Here is an 18,735-nt window from a genome sequence, read left to right on the forward strand (position 1 = left end):
ATCAGGCAACAACAGGGAGACCGGGTTCGTCACCGCGCAGCCTGTGCCTGGCGCCGCTGTCCTTCGTGCGCGCCTGCCGCGCTTTTCCCACTGCATCTCTTCTATGTCGCTGCCGTTGCGGGATGACGCTCGAAATGCACGCCTTCGAGAAACGGTACGGCACGTTCGGGATGGAACGGGATGTCCACGCTCAGTTCCGGAACCATCCATCGGTCGCGCAGACGGTAGCCATGCGCTTCGAAATAGTCCATGAACTTCCGACGGCTGAAGAGCCGATACGGCATCGCGCTCGTCACATGATTCTGTATCGTCCAGACTTCGCCGTCGTCCATCAGCGGCACTTTGTTGATGAGGATGTGGGACGGCAGAGTCTTCACGTTTTCGAGAATGCCCGGCCCTTTCTCGCCGAGCGGATCGGGCAGATATTGCATGACGCCCAGCATCAGCATGATGTTGGACGACGGCGCTTCGACGAGCTCCGTGCCGAAGCTGATCATCGGCGATTTCAGCTGTTGATGGCGAGCGATGCCGCGCTTCACCATTGCCGGGACGTCGACGACGTGCCAGCGCATGGGGGAAGACAGAAGGCCATAGCGCATACAGATTTCATAGAAGACCCCACCAGCGCCGCCGACGTCGAGGATCGCGTTGCCTGACTTCAGCAGCTTGGTCAGCCACAGCAGCACGGCAAACTGCGAGGTCTGAAAAACTTGCGGTGCGGCTTCTTCCGGCTTCTCGTTGACGAGAATTTTCGCGATGCCCTCGTCGTTCCAGCCGACCTTGTTGAAATCCGTCGCAGCACGCTCGGCATCCTCGAAGCTGCCGTAAAGGCCGAGGAAATTATTCATCTGCTGGCACCAGACGGTCTTCGCGTAGAGCCGGGGCAAACCCGGAATTTTTCCGAGCCAGGCGCCGATGAAGCTATGCATCAAAATGGCTTTCAGCACTTTCTTCATGAGAGTTCCAGGTGAGCGTGACAGCAATTTCCACGATGCATGCGCGCATTCTCATTGCACGCAGCGAGCACGCTTTCAGGCTACTACCCCGCCTGTCGGTCAAACGTGCGTTGACTAACATCCCCGCCTATTGAGCCTGGATTGATGGGAGAGCGAGATGCTCCCTATGAGCCGGATGGTGTTCTGCGAGAGATGGCCAGCGCTAGCCGAAGACGAAGGTCTGCGGGGCCCGATCAGGCGAGAAAGTCCGGATCAGGCGGACCGCGCGGGGTCAGTATGCGAATCCGTTTCGCCATTTGCTGGATTGCGTACGGTTACCCACAAAACTGCGCACTCGCTTGCAGCTTTGTAATGTCAGAATAACCGCGGCAATGCGGAGCATCCGCTCCGGCCGGCATTGGAACGCGCGGACCGCGCCCCTTACATGAACAAGCTCCAGTCCCTTACCGTGTTGCGCGGCGTTGCGGCTGTCACGGTCATCTTCTATCACATCATGGCGCCGACCGGGCACACCCTCGGTGAATTCGGCGTCGACATATTCTTCGTGCTGAGCGGCTTCGTCATCGCGCTGGTACTGGACAGCCCTCGCCTCACTGCGCAGCGCTTCCTGTCCGATCGCATTGCGCGGATCGTGCCGCTCTACTGGGTGCTGACGTTCGTGGTACTGGCGGGCACGCTCATCGCGCCTTCGCTGTTCAACTCGACGACAGCCGACCTGGGCAACCTGCTGAAGTCGCTCTTTTTCATTCCCTATCGCAAGGAAAGCGGGCTGATCTTCCCGATGCTGTTCGTCGGCTGGACGCTGAACTACGAAATGATGTTCTACGTGGTCGCGGCCATCTCGCTGGCGCTGACGCGTCGCCACCGGCTGTTGTTCGCGTCGGCGTTGATCTTCGTGATTTTTTGCGCAGCGAGTGCGTCGGGTTCACGCGACGCGTTTGCCGAGTTCTATTCCTATCAGCGCGTCTTCGAGTTCCCGCTCGGCTTCGTGGTCTACCGGCTGTGGAAGCGCGGCGTGCGTATCAGGCCTGCGCTGGCCGTGGGCATCGCCATCGCCGCCTATGTATGGATGGCATACGTGAACTGGAACGAACTCTCCCGTGCACATCTGCTCTACTTCGGCGTTCCTGCTTTCCTGCTGGTCGTCAGCAGCTTGAGCCTCGAATCGAAGATCGGTTCGGGTCCGTTGACGAAAGGCGCGCTATTCATAGGCGATGCCAGCTATGCGATCTACCTGAGCCATCCGTACTGTGTCGAAGCCGTGCGCAAACTGCTGACGATCGATGGCTTCGACGCCACGTCGCCCGTCGGCGTCGCAGTCATCATCGTCATCGCGACAGCCGTCGGCGCCGCGCTCTACTGGTTCGTCGACAGGCCGCTGCACAGCCGCGCGCGCCGACTGCTGCAATCCTTGCCGCCTGTGCGGCTGCCCGGATCCCGACTGGCGGGCCTGAAGCACGAGATCATCGCTGCCGACGACCGTTCCACGCGCAACGTACAAGTCAATCACGACGCACGCTGAGCCGTCACGCGCCCGCAAACGAATCGCTGCGCGCAAATCCAGAGTCGTGTTCTCCGGCGACCGTCGACGCGGGTTGCGCGTGTCGCGCAGCAACTTCTCGAAGCGCGTCGAGCGGGATCTTCAGATAGCGCGTCGGAGCGCGGAGAACGCGCAATTATGTTGAGCGTTGCCGTTCACTCATCGAGCGTTGTTGTCGCCGGGCGTGCGGAATGCGACGCCGCAGCGCGATTTGATCGCATACGTAAGTGAGAACCGAGTGCCGACGCGCGCAAGTCGCGGGAATTGGAAAACGCCCGGTACGCTGTTCGTACAGGCGCAGACCACGGTTGCAAACGGAAGCATTTCGAGAACATCCCTGACACCCGCACGACGCGCTCGCGCAAGCGCGCGATGGTCCGCCGTGCGGGCTATGTCGATCCGTCGTCGATCGTCATTGAATCAATGCCTTCAGGAACGCGCAGGCATCGATCATCGTCGCAGCCGTGCATGACAGCCCTGACGTCCGTCATGCGTTCAGCTCGCGGTACCCGCGTCGCCACCCGTATTGCTGTAGCTCGCGTAGCCATAGGCGGCATATTCGCTGCCGTACTTGCCGGGCCGCGACGTCATGTCGTTGAACACGACACCGCGCACGGGCACGCCGATCTGTTCGAAGCGTCGCACCGATTCGCGCAGCTCCGACACGCTCGTCACCCCCTGGCGCGCGACCAGGAAGACCATGCCCGCCAGGTTGGCGACGATGCCTGAGTCGGCCACGGGCAGGATGGGCGGTGCGTCCATCAGCACGACGTCGTACTCCCGGTCCGCCCATTCGACGAAGCGCTTGAAGCGGCTATGCCGAAGCAGCTCGCTCGCATTGGCCACATAGCCGCCGTTCGCGACGAAGTCGACACCCGGCATGATCTGCCGATGCACCGCGCTCTCGTAGTGCATGCCCTGCATGATGTCCGTGATGCCAGGGCTCGAACGCACGCCTACACAGGCGTTCAACGTGCCGCGCCGCAGATCCGTGTCGATCAGCAGCACGCGCTGGCCCGACGCCCCCAGCAGCGCCGCCAGATTGACCGACACGAACGACTTGCCGACCATCGGTGTCGGCCCGGCGAGCAGGACGACATGATTGGGCGCATCGCGCAACGCGAACTCGAGCGCGCCGCGGAAGCTGCGCAGGCTTTCGACGGCGGCATCGAACGACGCCGTGCACGCCAGCACGCTGCAGGTCCCCGGCACGCCTTCTGGCAGACGGCGCGTGAGAGATTGCTGCACGCGGCTGCGCGGTACGGAAGCATAGACGTGCAGTCCCGCGCCTGCCTCGATTTCGTCGACCATCGCGATACCGCTATTCATCCTGCGCTTGAACAGCACGAGCGCCGCGCCAACGAACAGACCCGTGAGCGAACCCGCCACCACGATCAGCGCGCGCTTGGGCCGGATCGGGCCCTCCGGCACGGCGGCGCTGTCGATCAGACGTGCGTTCGAGACCTTGCCCGCCTTGGCCAGACGCAACTGCTCCTTGGTGTTCAACAGATTCGTGTAGATGTTCGTGTCGACCTGGACTTCTCGTTGCAGGCGCAGCACGCTTTGTTCGAGGGGCGGCAGCCGCTTGGTCTGCACGGCCAGTTCGGCCATCGCCTTCTCGGCCTCCTCCAGTTGCCCGTTCATCGCAATCAGCGCGGGGTTGTCGGGCATATAGCGCGCGTCCAGCTGGGCGCGCTGCTGCCGCAAGTCGGCAATGCGGTTTTGCGCCTGCGCCGAACTCTGCAACAAGGCCGCGGCCTCCGCACCCAGGTCGACCGCACCGTGCTCCGAACGGAACTGGTTGTATTCTTCTTCGGCTCGCTCCAGCGTCGCCTTCAACTCCGGCAATTGCTGGTTGAGGAACGCGATCGATTTCTCCGCTTCCTCCTGCGTGCGCTGCACTTTCTGGCGCATGTACTCGTTGCCGATCGCATTCAGGATCACGCTCGTCTTCACCGGGTCGTCGCCTTCCAGCGCCGCGCCGATCACCGACGACTCCTTGCCTTTCTCGGAGATCATCAACCTGCTTTGCAAACCCAGGGTCGCGGCAAGTTCGGACGAGCGCGACAGTTCGAAGGTGGCGCCGGGGTGTCCGTCGATTGCGCTCACCAGCAGGTCGATCGCGCCGCCCGGCACTTCGACGTGCAGCGTCTCGCCGACGCGGCCCTGCAGGTCCATGCCATTGTGCGCGAGCGTGTACACGCCGTCGCCTTTGAGCGTGAGGATGAATCTCGCCCCATGCATCCGGTCGGGCACGTCGAAGCGCGCCACGGTGATCGCCTCGTCGCCCCATGCGTAGCCGCCACGGCCCGACCAGCTCGACACGTTCAGGTGAGTCGCGATCCATCGTCCCACCACCGGGAAATAGCGCGGCGCGGCGTTGATGTAAAGCTGGGTGGCCTGGACGGCACGCGAGATAACCATCCGCGAGCGCAGCACCTCGATCTCCGCCGAGGCTGCCGTTTTCACCGCGAACATGGCCGACACATCGGCTAGCGCGTTTTTCGCGGCGCCATCGCTATCCTCTACGTGGATGAGCATGTCCGCCTGATAGACGGGGCGCGCGAGCATCGCGTAGACGAGGCCCACGAGCGTAAAGAGCGCCGCAATGACGACGATGGTCTTGCGGCCTTCATACAGGGTATCGAGAAGCTTGCCGACATACCCGCCCTCCGGCGGCATTACGCCGTCGTCGGCCGACCCCTCTAGCAGATATTCACGCTGTTTCAATCTATCTCTCCGTCGGTGCCTGCAATGACGCCGGGCACGTGCATATGAGTATCAGTAGCCGATTGCCCGGGTGGTCGCAGCCGCCTGGGTAGCGGGCAAGATCAGACCAATGACGCGGCTCCATTTGACGAGCGAGGAAGCATCGACGAACACGACATCGTTCGGCTTGAGTTCGAATGAATCCGCCGTGGCCATTGCCGAGGCCGACGTCGCGTCGAGGTGGTAGACCACGCGCTGGCCCGCATCGCGGCCGCGCACGACGTATACCTGCGACGCATCGCCGGAAATCTGGCTGATGCCGCCCGCGTCGCCCAGCGCCTCGTTCAGCGTCATGCGCCCGTTGTTGAACGGCAGCCCGCCGGGACGCTGCACTTCGCCGATCACGAAGACCTTGCTATCGTTTTGTGCATAGACGCGTATCAGGTCGCCGTCGCGGAGGATGATCCGGTCCGGGTTCACGTTGTTGCGGATCATGTCAGGCATGTCGACGACCACCGTGTCATCCCCGCGCGTCAACGACACCTTCGAGCGATCCGACTTGTCCGTAAAGCCGCCTGCCCGGTTGATCGCCTCGGGAAGCGTCATCGCCACGTCGTTGAGCACCTGCACGCCCGGCGTTCTTACTTCGCCATCCAGATAAATGCGCTTGCTGCGGTACGTCTCGACCCGCACCGTCATCTGCGGCTGCCTGACGTAGCGGCCCAGTTTGCTCGTGAGCATATCCCGAACGCCCATCTCCGAGAGCCCCTGGACCTTGATGGGCCCGATATAGGCGTACTGGATAAAGCCGTTCGTATCGACCGTGTAGCCCGGCGCGACGGCCGAGCCACCAGCCGTATTCGACCCGCCTCCCGTCGTTGCCGCCGGCATGCTGAGTTCCGGGTGATCCCACACGACGATGCTGAGCACGTCGCCCGGCCCGATCACATAGGGCTCCGCCTTCGCGAACAGATTGCGCACACTGTCGGGCACACCCGTCGGCCGATCCTGCTGCTGCTTCGAGACCAGATCGTCGGTGATTTCGACGAGCGAACCCGCGGGCGCGCGATCGCTGCCCGACGCATCCTGCGAGCCTGCGCGGCCCGCCGCGGTCTGCGCGGCGCCCGCCGCCCCAACGGTGCCCGACGGCATATTCCTGAAGGTCATCCCCGGCGACAGCATGCATCCCGACAGCAGCACAGCTGCGGCCGCGGGCGCTGCCCATCCGGAAGCGACGAAACGAAACGCGCGTGCGAGGTCGAGCCGCGCACGCGAGCATACCGTTTGCCGCCACGAAGACAGGCGCGCGGTGCGCGCCTGTGTCATCCACTTCTCGCCAACCCGGTTGAGTTGCATGGTCAAACCCCCTGTTGCGTGTTGGCTGTCCCGCTGCGTACCATGCGCGGCGGATACGGGCCCGGTGCTACTGATTCCACGATGCCTGGTGATGCCCTCTCGTACATGCCCATGCCCGCGTTGCCTCGTGCCACGAGCGACGTTCAGACTGCAATCTCCGCAAAGTCAGTAAGCGCCATTCCCTTTGATCACAACAAAGATCGTCTTGAAGAGAATGCCGATGTCGCTGTGCAACGACCAGTTCTTCACGTAGGTGACGTCGAGCGACACCCGCGTGGCGTAATCGGTTTCGCAGCGCCCGCTCACCTGCCAGAGACCGGTGATGCCGGGCGTCGCCATCAGGTAGTATTTGCTGTTGGCACCATAGCGCTCCAGCTCCTGGGCAACGATCGGACGCGGCCCGACCAGGCTCATCTCGCCGCGAACGACGTTCCATAGCTGCGGCAGTTCGTCGAGGCTCGTGCGGCGCAGGAAGTGGCCAATGCGCGTCACGCGCACGTCGTTCTTGAGCTTGAACTCGCGCTCCCACTCGGCGCGCGCCACGGGATCGCTCGCGAGCAACTCTTCGAGCACCTGCTGCGAATTGACCACCATCGAGCGGAACTTGAGGCAGCGAAACTTCTCGCCATTGCGGCCCACGCGTGTATGGCCGTATATCGACGGACCTCCGTCCAGCTTCACGACCAGCGCAATCAGCACGAGCAAGGGCAGCAGCGCCAGGATCATCGTCAGGCCGACCGTGACGTCGAAGACGCGCTTGACGGCGTGCCTGACCGCGCCCGTATGCGGTTCGGTCTCGACCAGCTCGTGCTCCGTTTCCTCGCCGTGCAGCCATGCGGTGGCCTGGCGAGCCACACTGAATTCCGCAAAGAAAAGCGTGTGCGAAGCAAGCAGCGAGATGCCCGTGGTCAGTGTCCAGTAGATGAACCACGGCATGGAAATCAGGTTGTCGCGATGAATGGCGTAGAGCAAGGCAAGCCCGCAGAGCTGCACGGCGAGCCATGCGAATGCCGTCCGGCCGGCGACGCTCGCGACGGGATGCCGCCCTCGCGGCGGATAGGTTCCACACGCTGGAAATACCGATAACGCCAGCGCCGCGACGAACGCGACGAGCGTTGGGTCGAGCTGATGCGCAGGACCCACTGCTGCCACGTTGAAGTTCAGGTTCAGGTGCAGTGCGCCGAAAGCGCCCAGCACGATTAGCGCGATATCGATCGCACGATGCACCAGCTCGGACATATTCCTACCCCACTGCGTCGCGTGTTCAATGGTCGATGTTTAGCCGCCGCTGTTTGCATAGTCGTCGCTCGCACCGGGAAAGCCATCGTGCCCAGCAGCAAACTTGCTGCCCTGTTTGCTGCTGCACGCTCTCGCTTTCGCGGGTCGCCCACTCTGCGCGGTCCCCTGTGATGTCGCGGCCGGCCGTCGATACACGTCGGCAACGCGCAAATCACATCGATAAGGTACGGGGATGGCAGCAGCGATTCCGTGCGCAATCCCACCAACGATTCGCGATCGTCGGACACGCCTTCCGTGCAATCCGATTAGATGCGGCGACAACATTGCGCGTTGCGTGCGCGAGCGCACGCAACGCGTGTTCGAAGAGTTGAAATCGCTGCCGGGTGATTGTCGAGATCGAAAAACGTTTTGCGATTCTTCGATTCGAAGAGATCCGCGACGCGTGTCAGGCGTGCGTTTGTCGCGGTCGTATTGCCAGATGGCTTACGCAGGAACGTCTCTCTGTCGCGCTCGAACGGTGCCTCTTATAGAGGGTCGTGTGCACGTAGTGTGCGCGAGCGTACATATTCCGATGCTCAAGGTCACTACGATCCATCCGCGGGCGCGCACGCGCGCTATCTGATCGGTGCATGCGACGCACTTTCGATTCGTAATCTTAACTACTTACGGGAGAACGCTTTCCGTACCGCGTTCAGTCGACGAGAGCCCGCGTATACCCGGATCTCGAAGGCGACGGGTTTCACGCAGTGCTGTCGTCGCTCGCTCAGTTGCGTGCTCGGGATATCGAGAGATGCGTGCGGTCCGGCTATTCCACTTGGACCGCGTGCATTGGAAAGAAGAAGATGGGAGCGGTCCGGCTGGCCGTCGTGGGATAGCGTCGCGTCGTGAGTACGATGGCACTACGCGATAACCGCCGGCGCGGTTGCGCTGCGCTCACGCGCACCGGTGGCTGGAGTAGTCAGCGTTTCGAGTAGTCGATCGTCTCGACGCCGTTCGCCGTGCCGAGCAGGCAGAGATCGGCGCCGCGCGTTGCGAACAGGCCCACCGTCACGACACCCGGCCATGCATTGATGTGCGTTTCGACCGTGCGCGGATCGCTGATGCGCAGGCCCTTGACGTCGAGGATCTCGTTGCCGTTGTCGGTGATATAGGGCGAGCCGTCCTTCGTCACGCGCACCACGGGCACGCCGCCCATCGCCGTCACGCGGCGGCCGATTGCCGTGCGCGCCATCGGCACGACTTCGATGGGGAGCGGAAACTGGCCGAGCACATCGACGACCTTGCTCGCGTCCGCGATGCAGACGAACTTCTCCGACACCGACGCGACGATTTTCTCGCGCGTGAGCGCACCGCCGCCGCCCTTGATCATTGCGCCGCCGTGATCGATTTCATCAGCGCCGTCGACATAGACGGGCAGCGATTCGATGTCGTTCAGATCGAACACCTGGATGCCGTGCGATTGCAGGCGCGCCGTCGTCGCGACCGAGCTGGACACCGCGCCGCGAAAGCGCGACTTGTGCGTGGCGAGCGCGTCGATGAAGCAGTTCGCCGTCGAACCGGTGCCGACACCGATGATGGCCCCTTCGGGCACGTTGGCGACTACGTAGTCGGCGGCGGCTTGGCCGACCAGTTGCTTGAGTTCGTCTTGAGTCATGATGGGAAATGCCAGGGCAAGCGGAAAACTGCAAGTTTACCGGAGTCGAAGCGTGGGGCCGGATTTATTGCACGTGTTGAGCGTGCGCCTCTCGTTCATGGCGCCGGCCGCGCTGGTTCTGGCGCGGCAGCCTGCGTGTACTTGTCGAGCAGCGCCTGCGCGATCGCATCGGTTTGCGCATCGGGATTACCCGAGTAATCGGTGGGACGGAAATGCATCTGGAACGCGGCGAACACGCGGCGCGTCCTGTCGTCGAGCACGCCGTCCGTCGCGACTTCATAGCCGTAGCGCGCGAGCTTTTGCTGGAGCGCGCGGACGTCTGCGGGCGCATGCGGATCGCGGCCTGCGAGTTCCTTTGCGACGGTCGCATCGTCGGGCCAGGCGCCGACGCCTGCATCGTAGAGCTGCTTCCACGGGAAGAGCGGGCCTGGGTCGATCTTGCGTTGCGGCGCGATGTCGCTGTGGCCGACGACACGGGTCGGCGGAATGTTGTATCGCGTGACGATGTCTTTTGCGACGCGGATCATCGCGTTCACCTGCTCCGGCGGATAGGGTTGCCAGGTGCGGCCTTGCGGTGTGTCGATGGGGCCGAGGTTGACGTTTTCGATGCCGATCGAGGCGGCGTTCAGTTCCGTTGTGCCTTGCCAGGCGCTGAGGCCCGCGTGCCAGGCACGTTGTGATTCCGGCACCAGTTGCCAGACGATGGGCTCGCCGTTTTTTTCTTTCGGATGATCGGGGATGACGTAGTGGGCGCTGACCTGTTCCTGCGTGAGAACCTCTAGCGACTGTTTTTCGTCGATCTCGGTGTAGTGCATCACGAGGAAGCGGATGCGGGTGTCCTGGTATTGCGCTGGGCGCGAGGTGTCGGTGTAGTAGGTGTGGTGGTTGATGAGACTCGGGGTGCAGGCTGTTGTCAGTAGCGTTGTTGCTGCTGATAGCGCGAGCCGCGCCAAGGGGTTTGAGGTGGGGTTCATTGCTTTTTGGCTCGGTCGGTTTTTTTGGCCCAGGCAGGTTTTGCCTTTTCGCTGGCATCCGCGTTGTGTCTTTGGTCTGCTAGCGTTGCCCCTGTGCGGGGCGGCACCTACTTTTCTTTGCCGCCGCAAAGAAAAGTAGGCAAAAGAAAGCGGCTCACACCGCCAATCCTTGTTCTTGCCTGAGGGCCCCCAAAGGGTCTTACACTTCAATCGGCAACGCACCTGCTCGCGTCCGTTGCCAACGTTCTCTCTGTACGCCTCACCCGCTTCATGTGCCCGCGTCACAGCGCGCCGCGCCAGACAGTCCGCCGCCGTCCAGGTGGCAAACAGTGTGTAGGTATTCGCGCCTTACACGCATCACTCCGGATTGGTAGCAAGGCTGGTGTTTCTGGTAAGAGCACCAACCTGTGCGGTGCGACACCCTACACACTGTTTGCCACCTGGGCGGCACATACCATTCGCTGCCGCTTGCCGTCGTATGGGTGCCTGAAGCCGGTGATGCGATTGTTCGAAGCGTTGGCAACGAGCACCGGCCAGGGTCACTGCCGTTTGAAGCGCGGGGACGTTGGGGGCCCGTGGATAGGAACACGCGCTGGCGGTGTGAGCCGCTTTCTTTTGCCTACTTTTCTTTGCGGCGGCAAAGAAAAGTAGGTGCCGCCCCGCACAGGGGCAACGCTAGCAAACCAATAACATCACGCGGATGCCAGCGAAAGCGAAAGCAAACCCCACCAGCGTCGCAGACAAAAAAACCTACTTCTTAACACCCCTCTGCCGCACGGCTTCAAACAAACAAACCCCTGATGCAACAGAAACATTAAGGCTTTCCACAGACCCAGCCATAGGAATATTCATCACCTCATCACACGTATCACGTGTCAGCCTGCGCATCCCTTCCCCTTCAGCACCCATAACCAGCGCAACAGGCCCATCGAGCTTCGTCTCAAACAGCGACGTAGTCGCTTCCCCGGCCGTGCCAACAACCCACACCCCTGCATCCTTCAACTCCCGCAACGCGCGAGCGAGATTCGTCACGGTAATGTACGGCACCGTATCGGCCGCACCACTGGCCACCTTCGCCGCCGTGGCATTCAAACCCACCGCCCGGTCCCGCGGCGCAATCACAGCATGCGCACCCGCCGCATCGGCAACCCGCAAACACGCGCCGAGATTGTGCGGGTCCGTAATCCCATCGAGCACCAGCAACAACGCCGGCCCCTGAACGCCATCGAGCAGTTCGGCCAGGTTCTGCGCCAGCGGCAGATCGCCCGCGCGCGCCACCACGCCCTGGTGCCGCTCCGTATGCGCAAGACCCCACAGCCGCGTCTCGTCGGCGGCAATCAGGCGGACTCCCGCCTCTTTCGCCACGGCCAGAAATTCGTTCATCCGGCGATCGCGGCGGCTCTGGTCGTAATAGATCTCTTCGACCGTCGATGAATCGTGACGCAAGCGTGCCGTCACCGCATGAAAACCGTAGAGAACCTTGAGACGTGACATGACTGAAACAACCTTTGAATGAGCGCGCCTGACCGAACCAATCGAACCGGTCAAAGCGCACCCGATGAGAATGAGCGCCGCGCACGCACGAAACGCACGCGGCGTTAATACAGAATCAACGCTTCTTGTGGACCGGCTTGGCAGTCGACTTCGACGCCGCGCGCTTCTTCGACGCCGCCGCCTTGCGCGCCGTGCGCGCTTCCTTCACGGCCGCCGTCTGCGCGGGCGCCGCCTTCTTGCGCCGTGCACCGTCGGCTTGCGTCGCGCGATCGATGGAACGCACACGCGGCCCGCCGAGATCGCTCGCCTTGTCCAAAGGCGCCGCGCGATGCGACTGCGACTTCACGGGCGTGTCCCGCACCAGACGGAAATCGATCTTGCGCGCGTCGAGATCGACGCGGCTCACCTGCACCCGCACGCGATCCGACAACCGATAACGAATGCCCGTGCGTTCGCCGCGCAGCTCGTTCTTGATCTCGTCGTACTGGAAATAGTCCGAGCCCAGTTCCGTCACGTGCACGAGCCCTTCGATAAACAGCGCATCCAGCTGCACGAAAATGCCGAACGACGTCACGCCGCTCACCATGCCGCCGTACTCTTCGCCGAGCTTGTCGCGCATGAAGTAGCACTTGAGCCACGCTTCGACATCGCGCGAGGCTTCGTCCGCGCGGCGCTCGTTCGCCGAGCAATGCAGGCCGAGTTCTTCCCAGATCGCCGTGTTCGGACGGCCGCGGTTGGGACGATTGCCGCGCTTCTCGTCTTCCGCCTGCAGCGCGCGGGCACGCGGCGACAGCGCCGTGTTCAGCTCGACGCCGTGCGGCGCCTGCGGCTCGTATTTGCGGCCCTGCAGGATCGCGTAGATCGCGCGGTGCGTGAGCAGGTCGGGATAACGGCGAATCGGGCTCGTGAAGTGCGCGTACGCCTCATACGCGAGACCGAAGTGGCCTATGTTGTCCGGGCTGTAGACGGCCTGCTGCATCGAGCGCAACAGCATGGTCTGCAGCATCTGCGCGTCGGGACGGTCGCGGATATGCGCCATCAGCGCGGCGTAATCGCTTGCGTGCGGCGTGTCGCCGCCGCCGAGCGTCAGACCCATGCCGCGCAGGAAGGTGCGCAGGTTTTCGAGGCGCTCCGCCGTCGGCCCCGCATGCACGCGGTACAGGCCCGGATGCTTGTTGCGCTTCATGAAGTCGGCGGCGCACACGTTCGCGGCCAGCATGCACTCTTCGATCAGCTTGTGCGCGTCGTTGCGATGACGCGGCACGATCTGCTCGATCTTGCCCTGCGCATTGCAGACGATGTACGTCTCAGTCGTATCGAAGTCGATTGCACCACGCTTCTGGCGCGCGGCGAAGAGCGACTTGTAGACGCCGTACAGGTTCTGCAGTTGCGGCAGCAATGCGGCGCGGCGCGTCGCTTCCGGACCCTTCGTATTGGTCAGCACGGCGGCGACTTCCGTGTACGTGAGACGCGCGGCCGAATGCATGACGCCGGGATAGAACTGATACGCCTTGATCTCGCCGCGCGCGGTGATGACCATGTCGCACACGAGCACGCAACGGTCCACATTCGGATTGAGCGAACAGAGACCGTTCGACAGCTTCTCCGGCAGCATCGGAATCACGCGGCGCGGGAAATATACCGACGTGCTGCGCTCGATCGCATCGACATCGAGGCCGCCGTCGGGCAGCACGTAATGCGACACGTCGGCAATCGCGACGATCAGGCGGAAACCGTCGCCGCGCCCGACCTTCACCGGCTCGCAATAGACGGCATCGTCGAAGTCGCGCGCATCTTCACCGTCGATCGTGACGAGCGGCACGTCGCGCAGATCGACGCGGTGCTTCATATCGACGGGCCGCACTTCGTCGGGCAGCTTCGCGGCGGCGTCGAGCGCTGCCTGGCTGAACTCGTGCGGCACGCCGTACTTGCGCACCGCAATTTCGATTTCCATGCCGGGATCGTCGATATCGCCGAGCACTTCGACGACGCGACCCAGCGGCTGCGAATGACGGCTCGGAAAGTCCGTCAGCTCGACCACCACGACCTGCCCGACCTTGGCCTTCTTGGTGTTCTGCGTGATCAGGATGTCATGGCCGATGCGCTTTTCTTCGGGCGCGACGATCAGCGCGCCATTCTCGTTCAGCAACCGGCCGATCACGCGTTTGTTCGCGCGGTCCGTCACCTCGACGATGTGGCCTTCGGGGCGTCCGCGCCGGTCATAGCCGACGATGCGCGCCAGCACGCGATCGTTGTGCATGACCTTCTGCATTTCGCCCGTCGGCAGGAACAGGTCGTCCTGGCCGTCGTCGCGAATCAGAAAACCGTAGCCGTCGCGATGGCCCTGCACGCGGCCCGCGACGAAGTTCGACGGATGGGTCAGCTGATAATGGCCGCGCTGATCGAGTCTGATCTGGCCATCACGTTCCATCGCGGCAAGGCGCTTGAAAAACCCTTCGCGCTCCTGGCGCTTGATCGACAGTGCTTCGGCGATGTCGTTCGCTGCAAGCGGCGTTTCACTCGTGCGCAGCACGCCGAGGATTTCTTCGCGGCTCGGAATCGGATACGGATATTTGCTCAAGGGCTTGTCGATGATTGTTCTCGTTGCGTGGACGTCGGCGGATGGATGACGCTGCTCTAACTGAACTTGAACTGCAACTGCTGCTCTTGTGACTGCGATGACTGCGACTGCTCTCTGACCGTCGACAACCGTGAGGCCGCGAATGCGGCCCTGAGCGAGGCCTCGTCCGAGGTCCCGCCGGCCGTCGCGCGGACCCTTGACGGATGTTCGACGCCGGCCTCCTACTGCGGGGATTCTAACACCCGTCTCGCCCGCTACGCGCCGCCCAGCGGGCGCTTGCGCGAAGTACGCGGTGCTCGTGCGCGAGCATGGCGGCTGTCATGCGAATGTTTTCGCGAAATGCTTGACACGCTTATTCGAGACGCTATAATCGCTGTCTCTGCTTCAAACGCACCTTGCCCAGGTGGCGAAATTGGTAGACGCACTAGGTTCAGGTCCTAGCGGTGGCAACACCGTGGAGGTTCGAGTCCTCTCTTGGGCACCAGATTCAAATGAAAAGCCGCCTTCGGGCGGTTTTTCATTGTTGTGAGTGTATTGCGCTTCGCGGTGGTTTTACGATCCCGAGGAAGCAACGCAGGAAGTTGCAGTAACGGTTGATCGTCGAGTCATTTGATGCGCGAACAACCAGACGAAAAGATGAAGCGTTTTCAAAATACCCATTGACACGCAGAATCTTCTCGTTAAAATAGCGGTCTAGCTTGAGACGTGCCCAGGTGGCGGAATTGGTAGACGCACTAGGTTCAGGTCCTAGCGGTGGCAACACCGTGGAGGTTCGAGTCCTCTCCTGGGCACCACTCTCTCGAAGCTAAAAACAGATCACCCCGCAAAGCGATAAGCCTGCGGGGTTTTTTGTTTTGGGCGTCTGCTCATCGAGGCGCTTCACATTCACACGTCGGTAACGCCGTCTCGCGTCAGCCTGAACCGGACATATCCGTCCACGTTCCCCTCGCGCTTCATCCCCAGCTTCTGTGCGACGCGCCGCGAAGCGGCATTGCCCTCTGCAATACCCGCCACAACCGACTCCAGCCCGACCGTCCCAAACGCATGCGCGACAACGCTACGCGCCGCCTCGCTGGCAACTCCTCTGCCCCACGCATCGCGCACGAGCCGCCAGCCGATCTCGACCTCTGGCCCGTGTGTGTCTTCCGGAATCAGCAGCACCCACCCGACGAACCGTGCCGGCGCGCTGCGCTCGACAATCGACCAGTAGCCCAGCCCATCCGGATAAGCGCGCGTGATGCGATCCACGACAAACCGCCGATGCGCATCCGGCTCGTGCCACGGACCATCGACATGACGCGTCACGTCGGGATCACGGTCCATCGCGATGCAATCGTCGAGATCGGCTAGCGTGCGCGGTCTTAAAGACAAGCGTTGCGAAATAAAAGAAGGCAGCAATTGTTATTCCCGTTAATTACGAATTACAAACTCCATCCAATCATCATTAATACATTAATTACATTCCCCAGACATTATTCCTGATTCCCTCAGCGATTATCCAGGGGTTAGCACGGATAGAAGCAGCTTGTTGCATGCAACCGCTTAATCGTCGGCGTACACTCTCTGAAGCCTTTAGCTACGGGGGCGAGGCGTGCCACCTCAAGCCTTTCAAACGGCTTTTGAATCGCACGGATTATCGGAGACAGGAGAACAATTGAAATGAGCTGGACTCGGGAACAGAGAAACGTCACGATCGCGGCATATTTAGGCTGGACTCTAGACGCATTCGATTTCTTTCTGATGGTTTTCGTGCTGAAAGATATCGCAAGCGAATTCGGCACCGATATCAAATCGGTTTCCTTCGCCATCATGTTGACCCTGATGATGCGGCCCGTCGGCGCGCTCATCTTTGGTTACCTCGCCGACAAGTTCGGCCGGCGTCCCACGCTGATGGTCAACATCGCGTGCTTTTCGCTGCTTGAACTGCTGTCCGGCCTCTCGCCGAATCTCACCACGCTGCTCGTGCTGCGCGCCCTGTTCGGCATCGCGATGGGCGGCGAATGGGGCGTCGGCGGCGCGCTGACAATGGAAACCGTCCCGCCCAAAGCGCGCGGCTTCGTCTCCGGCTTGCTGCAAGCAGGCTATCCGAGCGGCTATCTGCTCGCGGGGCTCGTGTTCGGTCAGCTGTACCAGTACATCGGCTGGCGCGGCATGTTCTTCGTCGGTGTGCTGCCCGCCCTGCTGGTGCTGTATATCCGCGCGCACGTGCCCGAATCGCCCGCGTTCAAGACGCTCGAAAAGAAGACCCGCCCCGGCCTCGTCGCCACGCTCAAGCAGAACTGGAAACTGTCCGTCTACGCGATCATCCTGATGACGGCGTTCAACTTCTTCTCGCACGGCTCGCAGGATCTGTATCCAACCTTCCTGCGCGTGCAGCACAATCACGACGCCCATACCGTGCAATGGATCACGATCGTCCTGAACATCGGCGCGATCTGCGGTGGCCTGTTCTTCGGCGCGCTGTCCGAGCGGATCGGCCGCAAGCGCGCCATTTGCATTGCCGCGCTGATCGCGCTGCCCGTGCTGCCGCTGTGGGCATTCTCGTCGACGCCCGTGCTGCTCGCAGCGGGCGCGTTCCTGATGCAGATTTCGGTGCAAGGCGCATGGGGCGTGATTCCCGTGCATCTGAACGAAATCTCGCCGGATGAAATTCGCGCGACCTTTCCCGGCCTCGTCTACCAGTTGGGCAATCTGATCGCGTCGGTGAACGGGCCGCTCCAGGCAGGTATCGCCGAAGCGCACGGCAACGACTACGCGACCGTGATGGCGACCGTGATCGGCATCGTGGCCGTCGTGATCGCCGTCTTTATCCTGTTCAGCCGCGAACGACGCGGCGTAGATATGACACAATCTGCCGAACAGGTCGCGGCGACGGTACACTGAACGCACGCACCGCACATCCAACATAAGGGCGCCACGGCGCCCGGGCCAATGCAGCAGATACGAGGCCGCTCCGATTCGTTTCGGAGCGGCCTTTTTTGTCCGCGTCGTCTGCGAGGGCACGCGCGGTCGGACACTTTTAGAGGGGTTTATCGACACTCACCTCTTGCCCGATCACGGACTGCATTCTTATCCTGAAAAAGAACGCACGTTTCAAATTCCAATTTGAATCGATTGTTTGGGCCGGTGAGAGCCGGCAAAGGGAGACATCAATGACAACACGGACGACGAACCGCCACCCCGGCGACACGAAATCGCGCATCCTCGATGCCGCCGAGACGCTCTTCATCGAATGCGGTTATGAAGCGATGTCGCTGCGGCAGATCACGTCGAAGGCCGAGGTCAATCTGGCCGCCGTCAACTACCACTTCGGCAGCAAGGAAGCGCTGATGCACGCGATGCTGTCGCGCCGCCTCGACCTGCTGAATCAGGAGCGCCTCAAGCTGCTCGACCGCTTCGACACACTGCTCGGCGCGCGCCTGACCTGCGAGCACGTGCTGGGCGCGATGTTCATTCCGGCGCTGCGCGTATCGCGCGACACGCGGATCGGCGGCAAGGCGTTCCTGCGGCTGCTGGGCCGCGCCTACACCGATCCGTCGCCGTTCATCCGCGATTTCCTGAACGCGCACTATGCGTCCGTCGCCGTGCGGTTTTTCGACGCGTTCCAGCGCGCGCTGCCGCACCTGCCGCGCGAGGAACTCGGCTGGCGGCTGCACTTCGCAATCGGCGCACTCTCCGGCGTGCTGGCGGGCGCCGACACCGACAGCCTGATCAACGAGTTCTCGCAAGGCAAGTCGATGAACGACCTGCAACTGATCGCGCGACTCGCCTCGCTGATCGTGTCCGCGCTGAAGGCGCCGCTGCCCGACGCGAGCCAGCTCGCCGTGTTCGCCTCCGTGCTCGGCGATGCGGGGAGCGACGACATCGCATGCGATGCGGTGCGGCAGGCGGCGCAGGCCGGATCGCAGGCGGCCCCATCGGAACCGCGGACTCAAGCGACGCCGCAAGCACCGCAGGCACACCCGTCGACGGACGCCGCACACCGCACCGGACTGGGATCGTTCGCGCAACCGGCGCAACCGGCACAAGCCGACCGGCAGGCCGACTCGCGCGATTACGGCACCACGCATTACGCGGCGCACGGCTGACGCACGCTGCGGCAAAAGGCACGGGAACAACCGCAGGCACCCGCGCAGGTGCCTGCCCTTCACGTTCAAATGACGCCGCTTCCGTGCCGAAACCGCATTAGACGCGCCGCTCGAAGCGTCGGGCACACAGGCTGCAACGGATAA

The 18,735-nt window shown here is 62.4% G+C and carries 12 protein-coding genes and 2 tRNA genes; 5 read left to right on the forward strand and 9 right to left on the reverse strand.

The annotated features are described in order from the left end of the window. Positions 1-101: 101 nt before the first annotated feature. Complete coding sequence (locus PPGU16_RS09615; protein ID WP_180719789.1) at positions 102-956, reverse strand: methyltransferase, TIGR04325 family; 855 nt, start codon at positions 954-956, stop codon at positions 102-104. Positions 957-1,380: 424 nt separating this feature from the next. Between PPGU16_RS09615 and PPGU16_RS09620 the strand changes: the two genes are divergently transcribed. Then, complete coding sequence (locus PPGU16_RS09620) at positions 1,381-2,478, forward strand: acyltransferase family protein (protein ID WP_180719790.1); 1,098 nt, start codon at positions 1,381-1,383, stop codon at positions 2,476-2,478. Positions 2,479-2,991: 513 nt separating this feature from the next. Here the strand turns inward: PPGU16_RS09620 and PPGU16_RS09625 are convergent. The 7 genes from PPGU16_RS09625 to rnr form a co-directional block, all read right to left on the reverse strand. Then, a complete protein-coding gene (locus PPGU16_RS09625) occupies positions 2,992-5,226 on the reverse strand; it encodes a GNVR domain-containing protein (protein ID WP_180719791.1) in 2,235 nt (744 codons plus the stop codon). A 51-nt stretch (positions 5,227-5,277) separates the two neighbouring features. Continuing rightward, complete coding sequence (locus PPGU16_RS09630; protein ID WP_180719792.1) at positions 5,278-6,561, reverse strand: polysaccharide biosynthesis/export family protein; 1,284 nt, start codon at positions 6,559-6,561, stop codon at positions 5,278-5,280. Positions 6,562-6,726: 165 nt separating this feature from the next. Further along, a complete protein-coding gene (locus PPGU16_RS09635) occupies positions 6,727-7,800 on the reverse strand; it encodes a sugar transferase (RefSeq protein WP_180719793.1) in 1,074 nt (357 codons plus the stop codon). A 958-nt stretch (positions 7,801-8,758) separates the two neighbouring features. Next, positions 8,759-9,454: a ribose-5-phosphate isomerase RpiA gene (gene rpiA, locus PPGU16_RS09640; RefSeq protein ID WP_180719794.1), complete on the reverse strand. Its 696-nt coding sequence runs from the start codon at positions 9,452-9,454 to the stop codon at positions 8,759-8,761. 95 nt (positions 9,455-9,549) lie between these two features. Beyond that, a complete protein-coding gene (locus PPGU16_RS09645) occupies positions 9,550-10,428 on the reverse strand; it encodes an N-acetylmuramoyl-L-alanine amidase (RefSeq protein WP_180719795.1) in 879 nt (292 codons plus the stop codon). Positions 10,429-11,178: 750 nt separating this feature from the next. Beyond that, complete coding sequence (gene rlmB / locus PPGU16_RS09650) at positions 11,179-11,922, reverse strand: 23S rRNA (guanosine(2251)-2'-O)-methyltransferase RlmB (protein ID WP_180719796.1); 744 nt, start codon at positions 11,920-11,922, stop codon at positions 11,179-11,181. Positions 11,923-12,037: 115 nt separating this feature from the next. Next, the gene (rnr, locus tag PPGU16_RS09655; protein WP_180719797.1) at positions 12,038-14,503 is read right to left on the reverse strand and encodes a ribonuclease R; all 2,466 of its coding nucleotides are present in this window, start codon (positions 14,501-14,503) and stop codon (positions 12,038-12,040) included. 397 nt (positions 14,504-14,900) lie between these two features. Between rnr and PPGU16_RS09660 the strand changes: the two genes are divergently transcribed. Then, a tRNA-Leu gene (locus PPGU16_RS09660) sits at positions 14,901-14,987 on the forward strand. Positions 14,988-15,210: 223 nt separating this feature from the next. Continuing rightward, positions 15,211-15,297 (forward strand) — tRNA-Leu (locus PPGU16_RS09665). Positions 15,298-15,388: 91 nt separating this feature from the next. Here the strand turns inward: PPGU16_RS09665 and PPGU16_RS09670 are convergent. Next, on the reverse strand, positions 15,389-15,901 hold the full coding sequence (locus tag PPGU16_RS09670) for a GNAT family N-acetyltransferase (protein ID WP_180719798.1): 513 nt from the start codon (positions 15,899-15,901) through the stop codon (positions 15,389-15,391). Between the two features lie 261 nt (positions 15,902-16,162). On the opposite strand from PPGU16_RS09670, the gene PPGU16_RS09675 reads away from it, so the two are divergent. Together PPGU16_RS09675 and PPGU16_RS09680 are read left to right on the forward strand one after the other, a co-directional pair. Further along, on the forward strand, positions 16,163-17,386 hold the full coding sequence (locus tag PPGU16_RS09675) for an MFS transporter (RefSeq protein ID WP_180719799.1): 1,224 nt from the start codon (positions 16,163-16,165) through the stop codon (positions 17,384-17,386). 269 nt (positions 17,387-17,655) lie between these two features. Continuing rightward, the gene (locus PPGU16_RS09680; RefSeq protein ID WP_180719800.1) at positions 17,656-18,591 is read left to right on the forward strand and encodes a TetR/AcrR family transcriptional regulator; all 936 of its coding nucleotides are present in this window, start codon (positions 17,656-17,658) and stop codon (positions 18,589-18,591) included. Positions 18,592-18,735: the final 144 nt, after the last annotated feature.

The sequence above is a fragment of the Paraburkholderia largidicola genome, from assembly GCF_013426895.1.
GTDB lineage: Bacteria > Pseudomonadota > Gammaproteobacteria > Burkholderiales > Burkholderiaceae > Paraburkholderia > Paraburkholderia largidicola.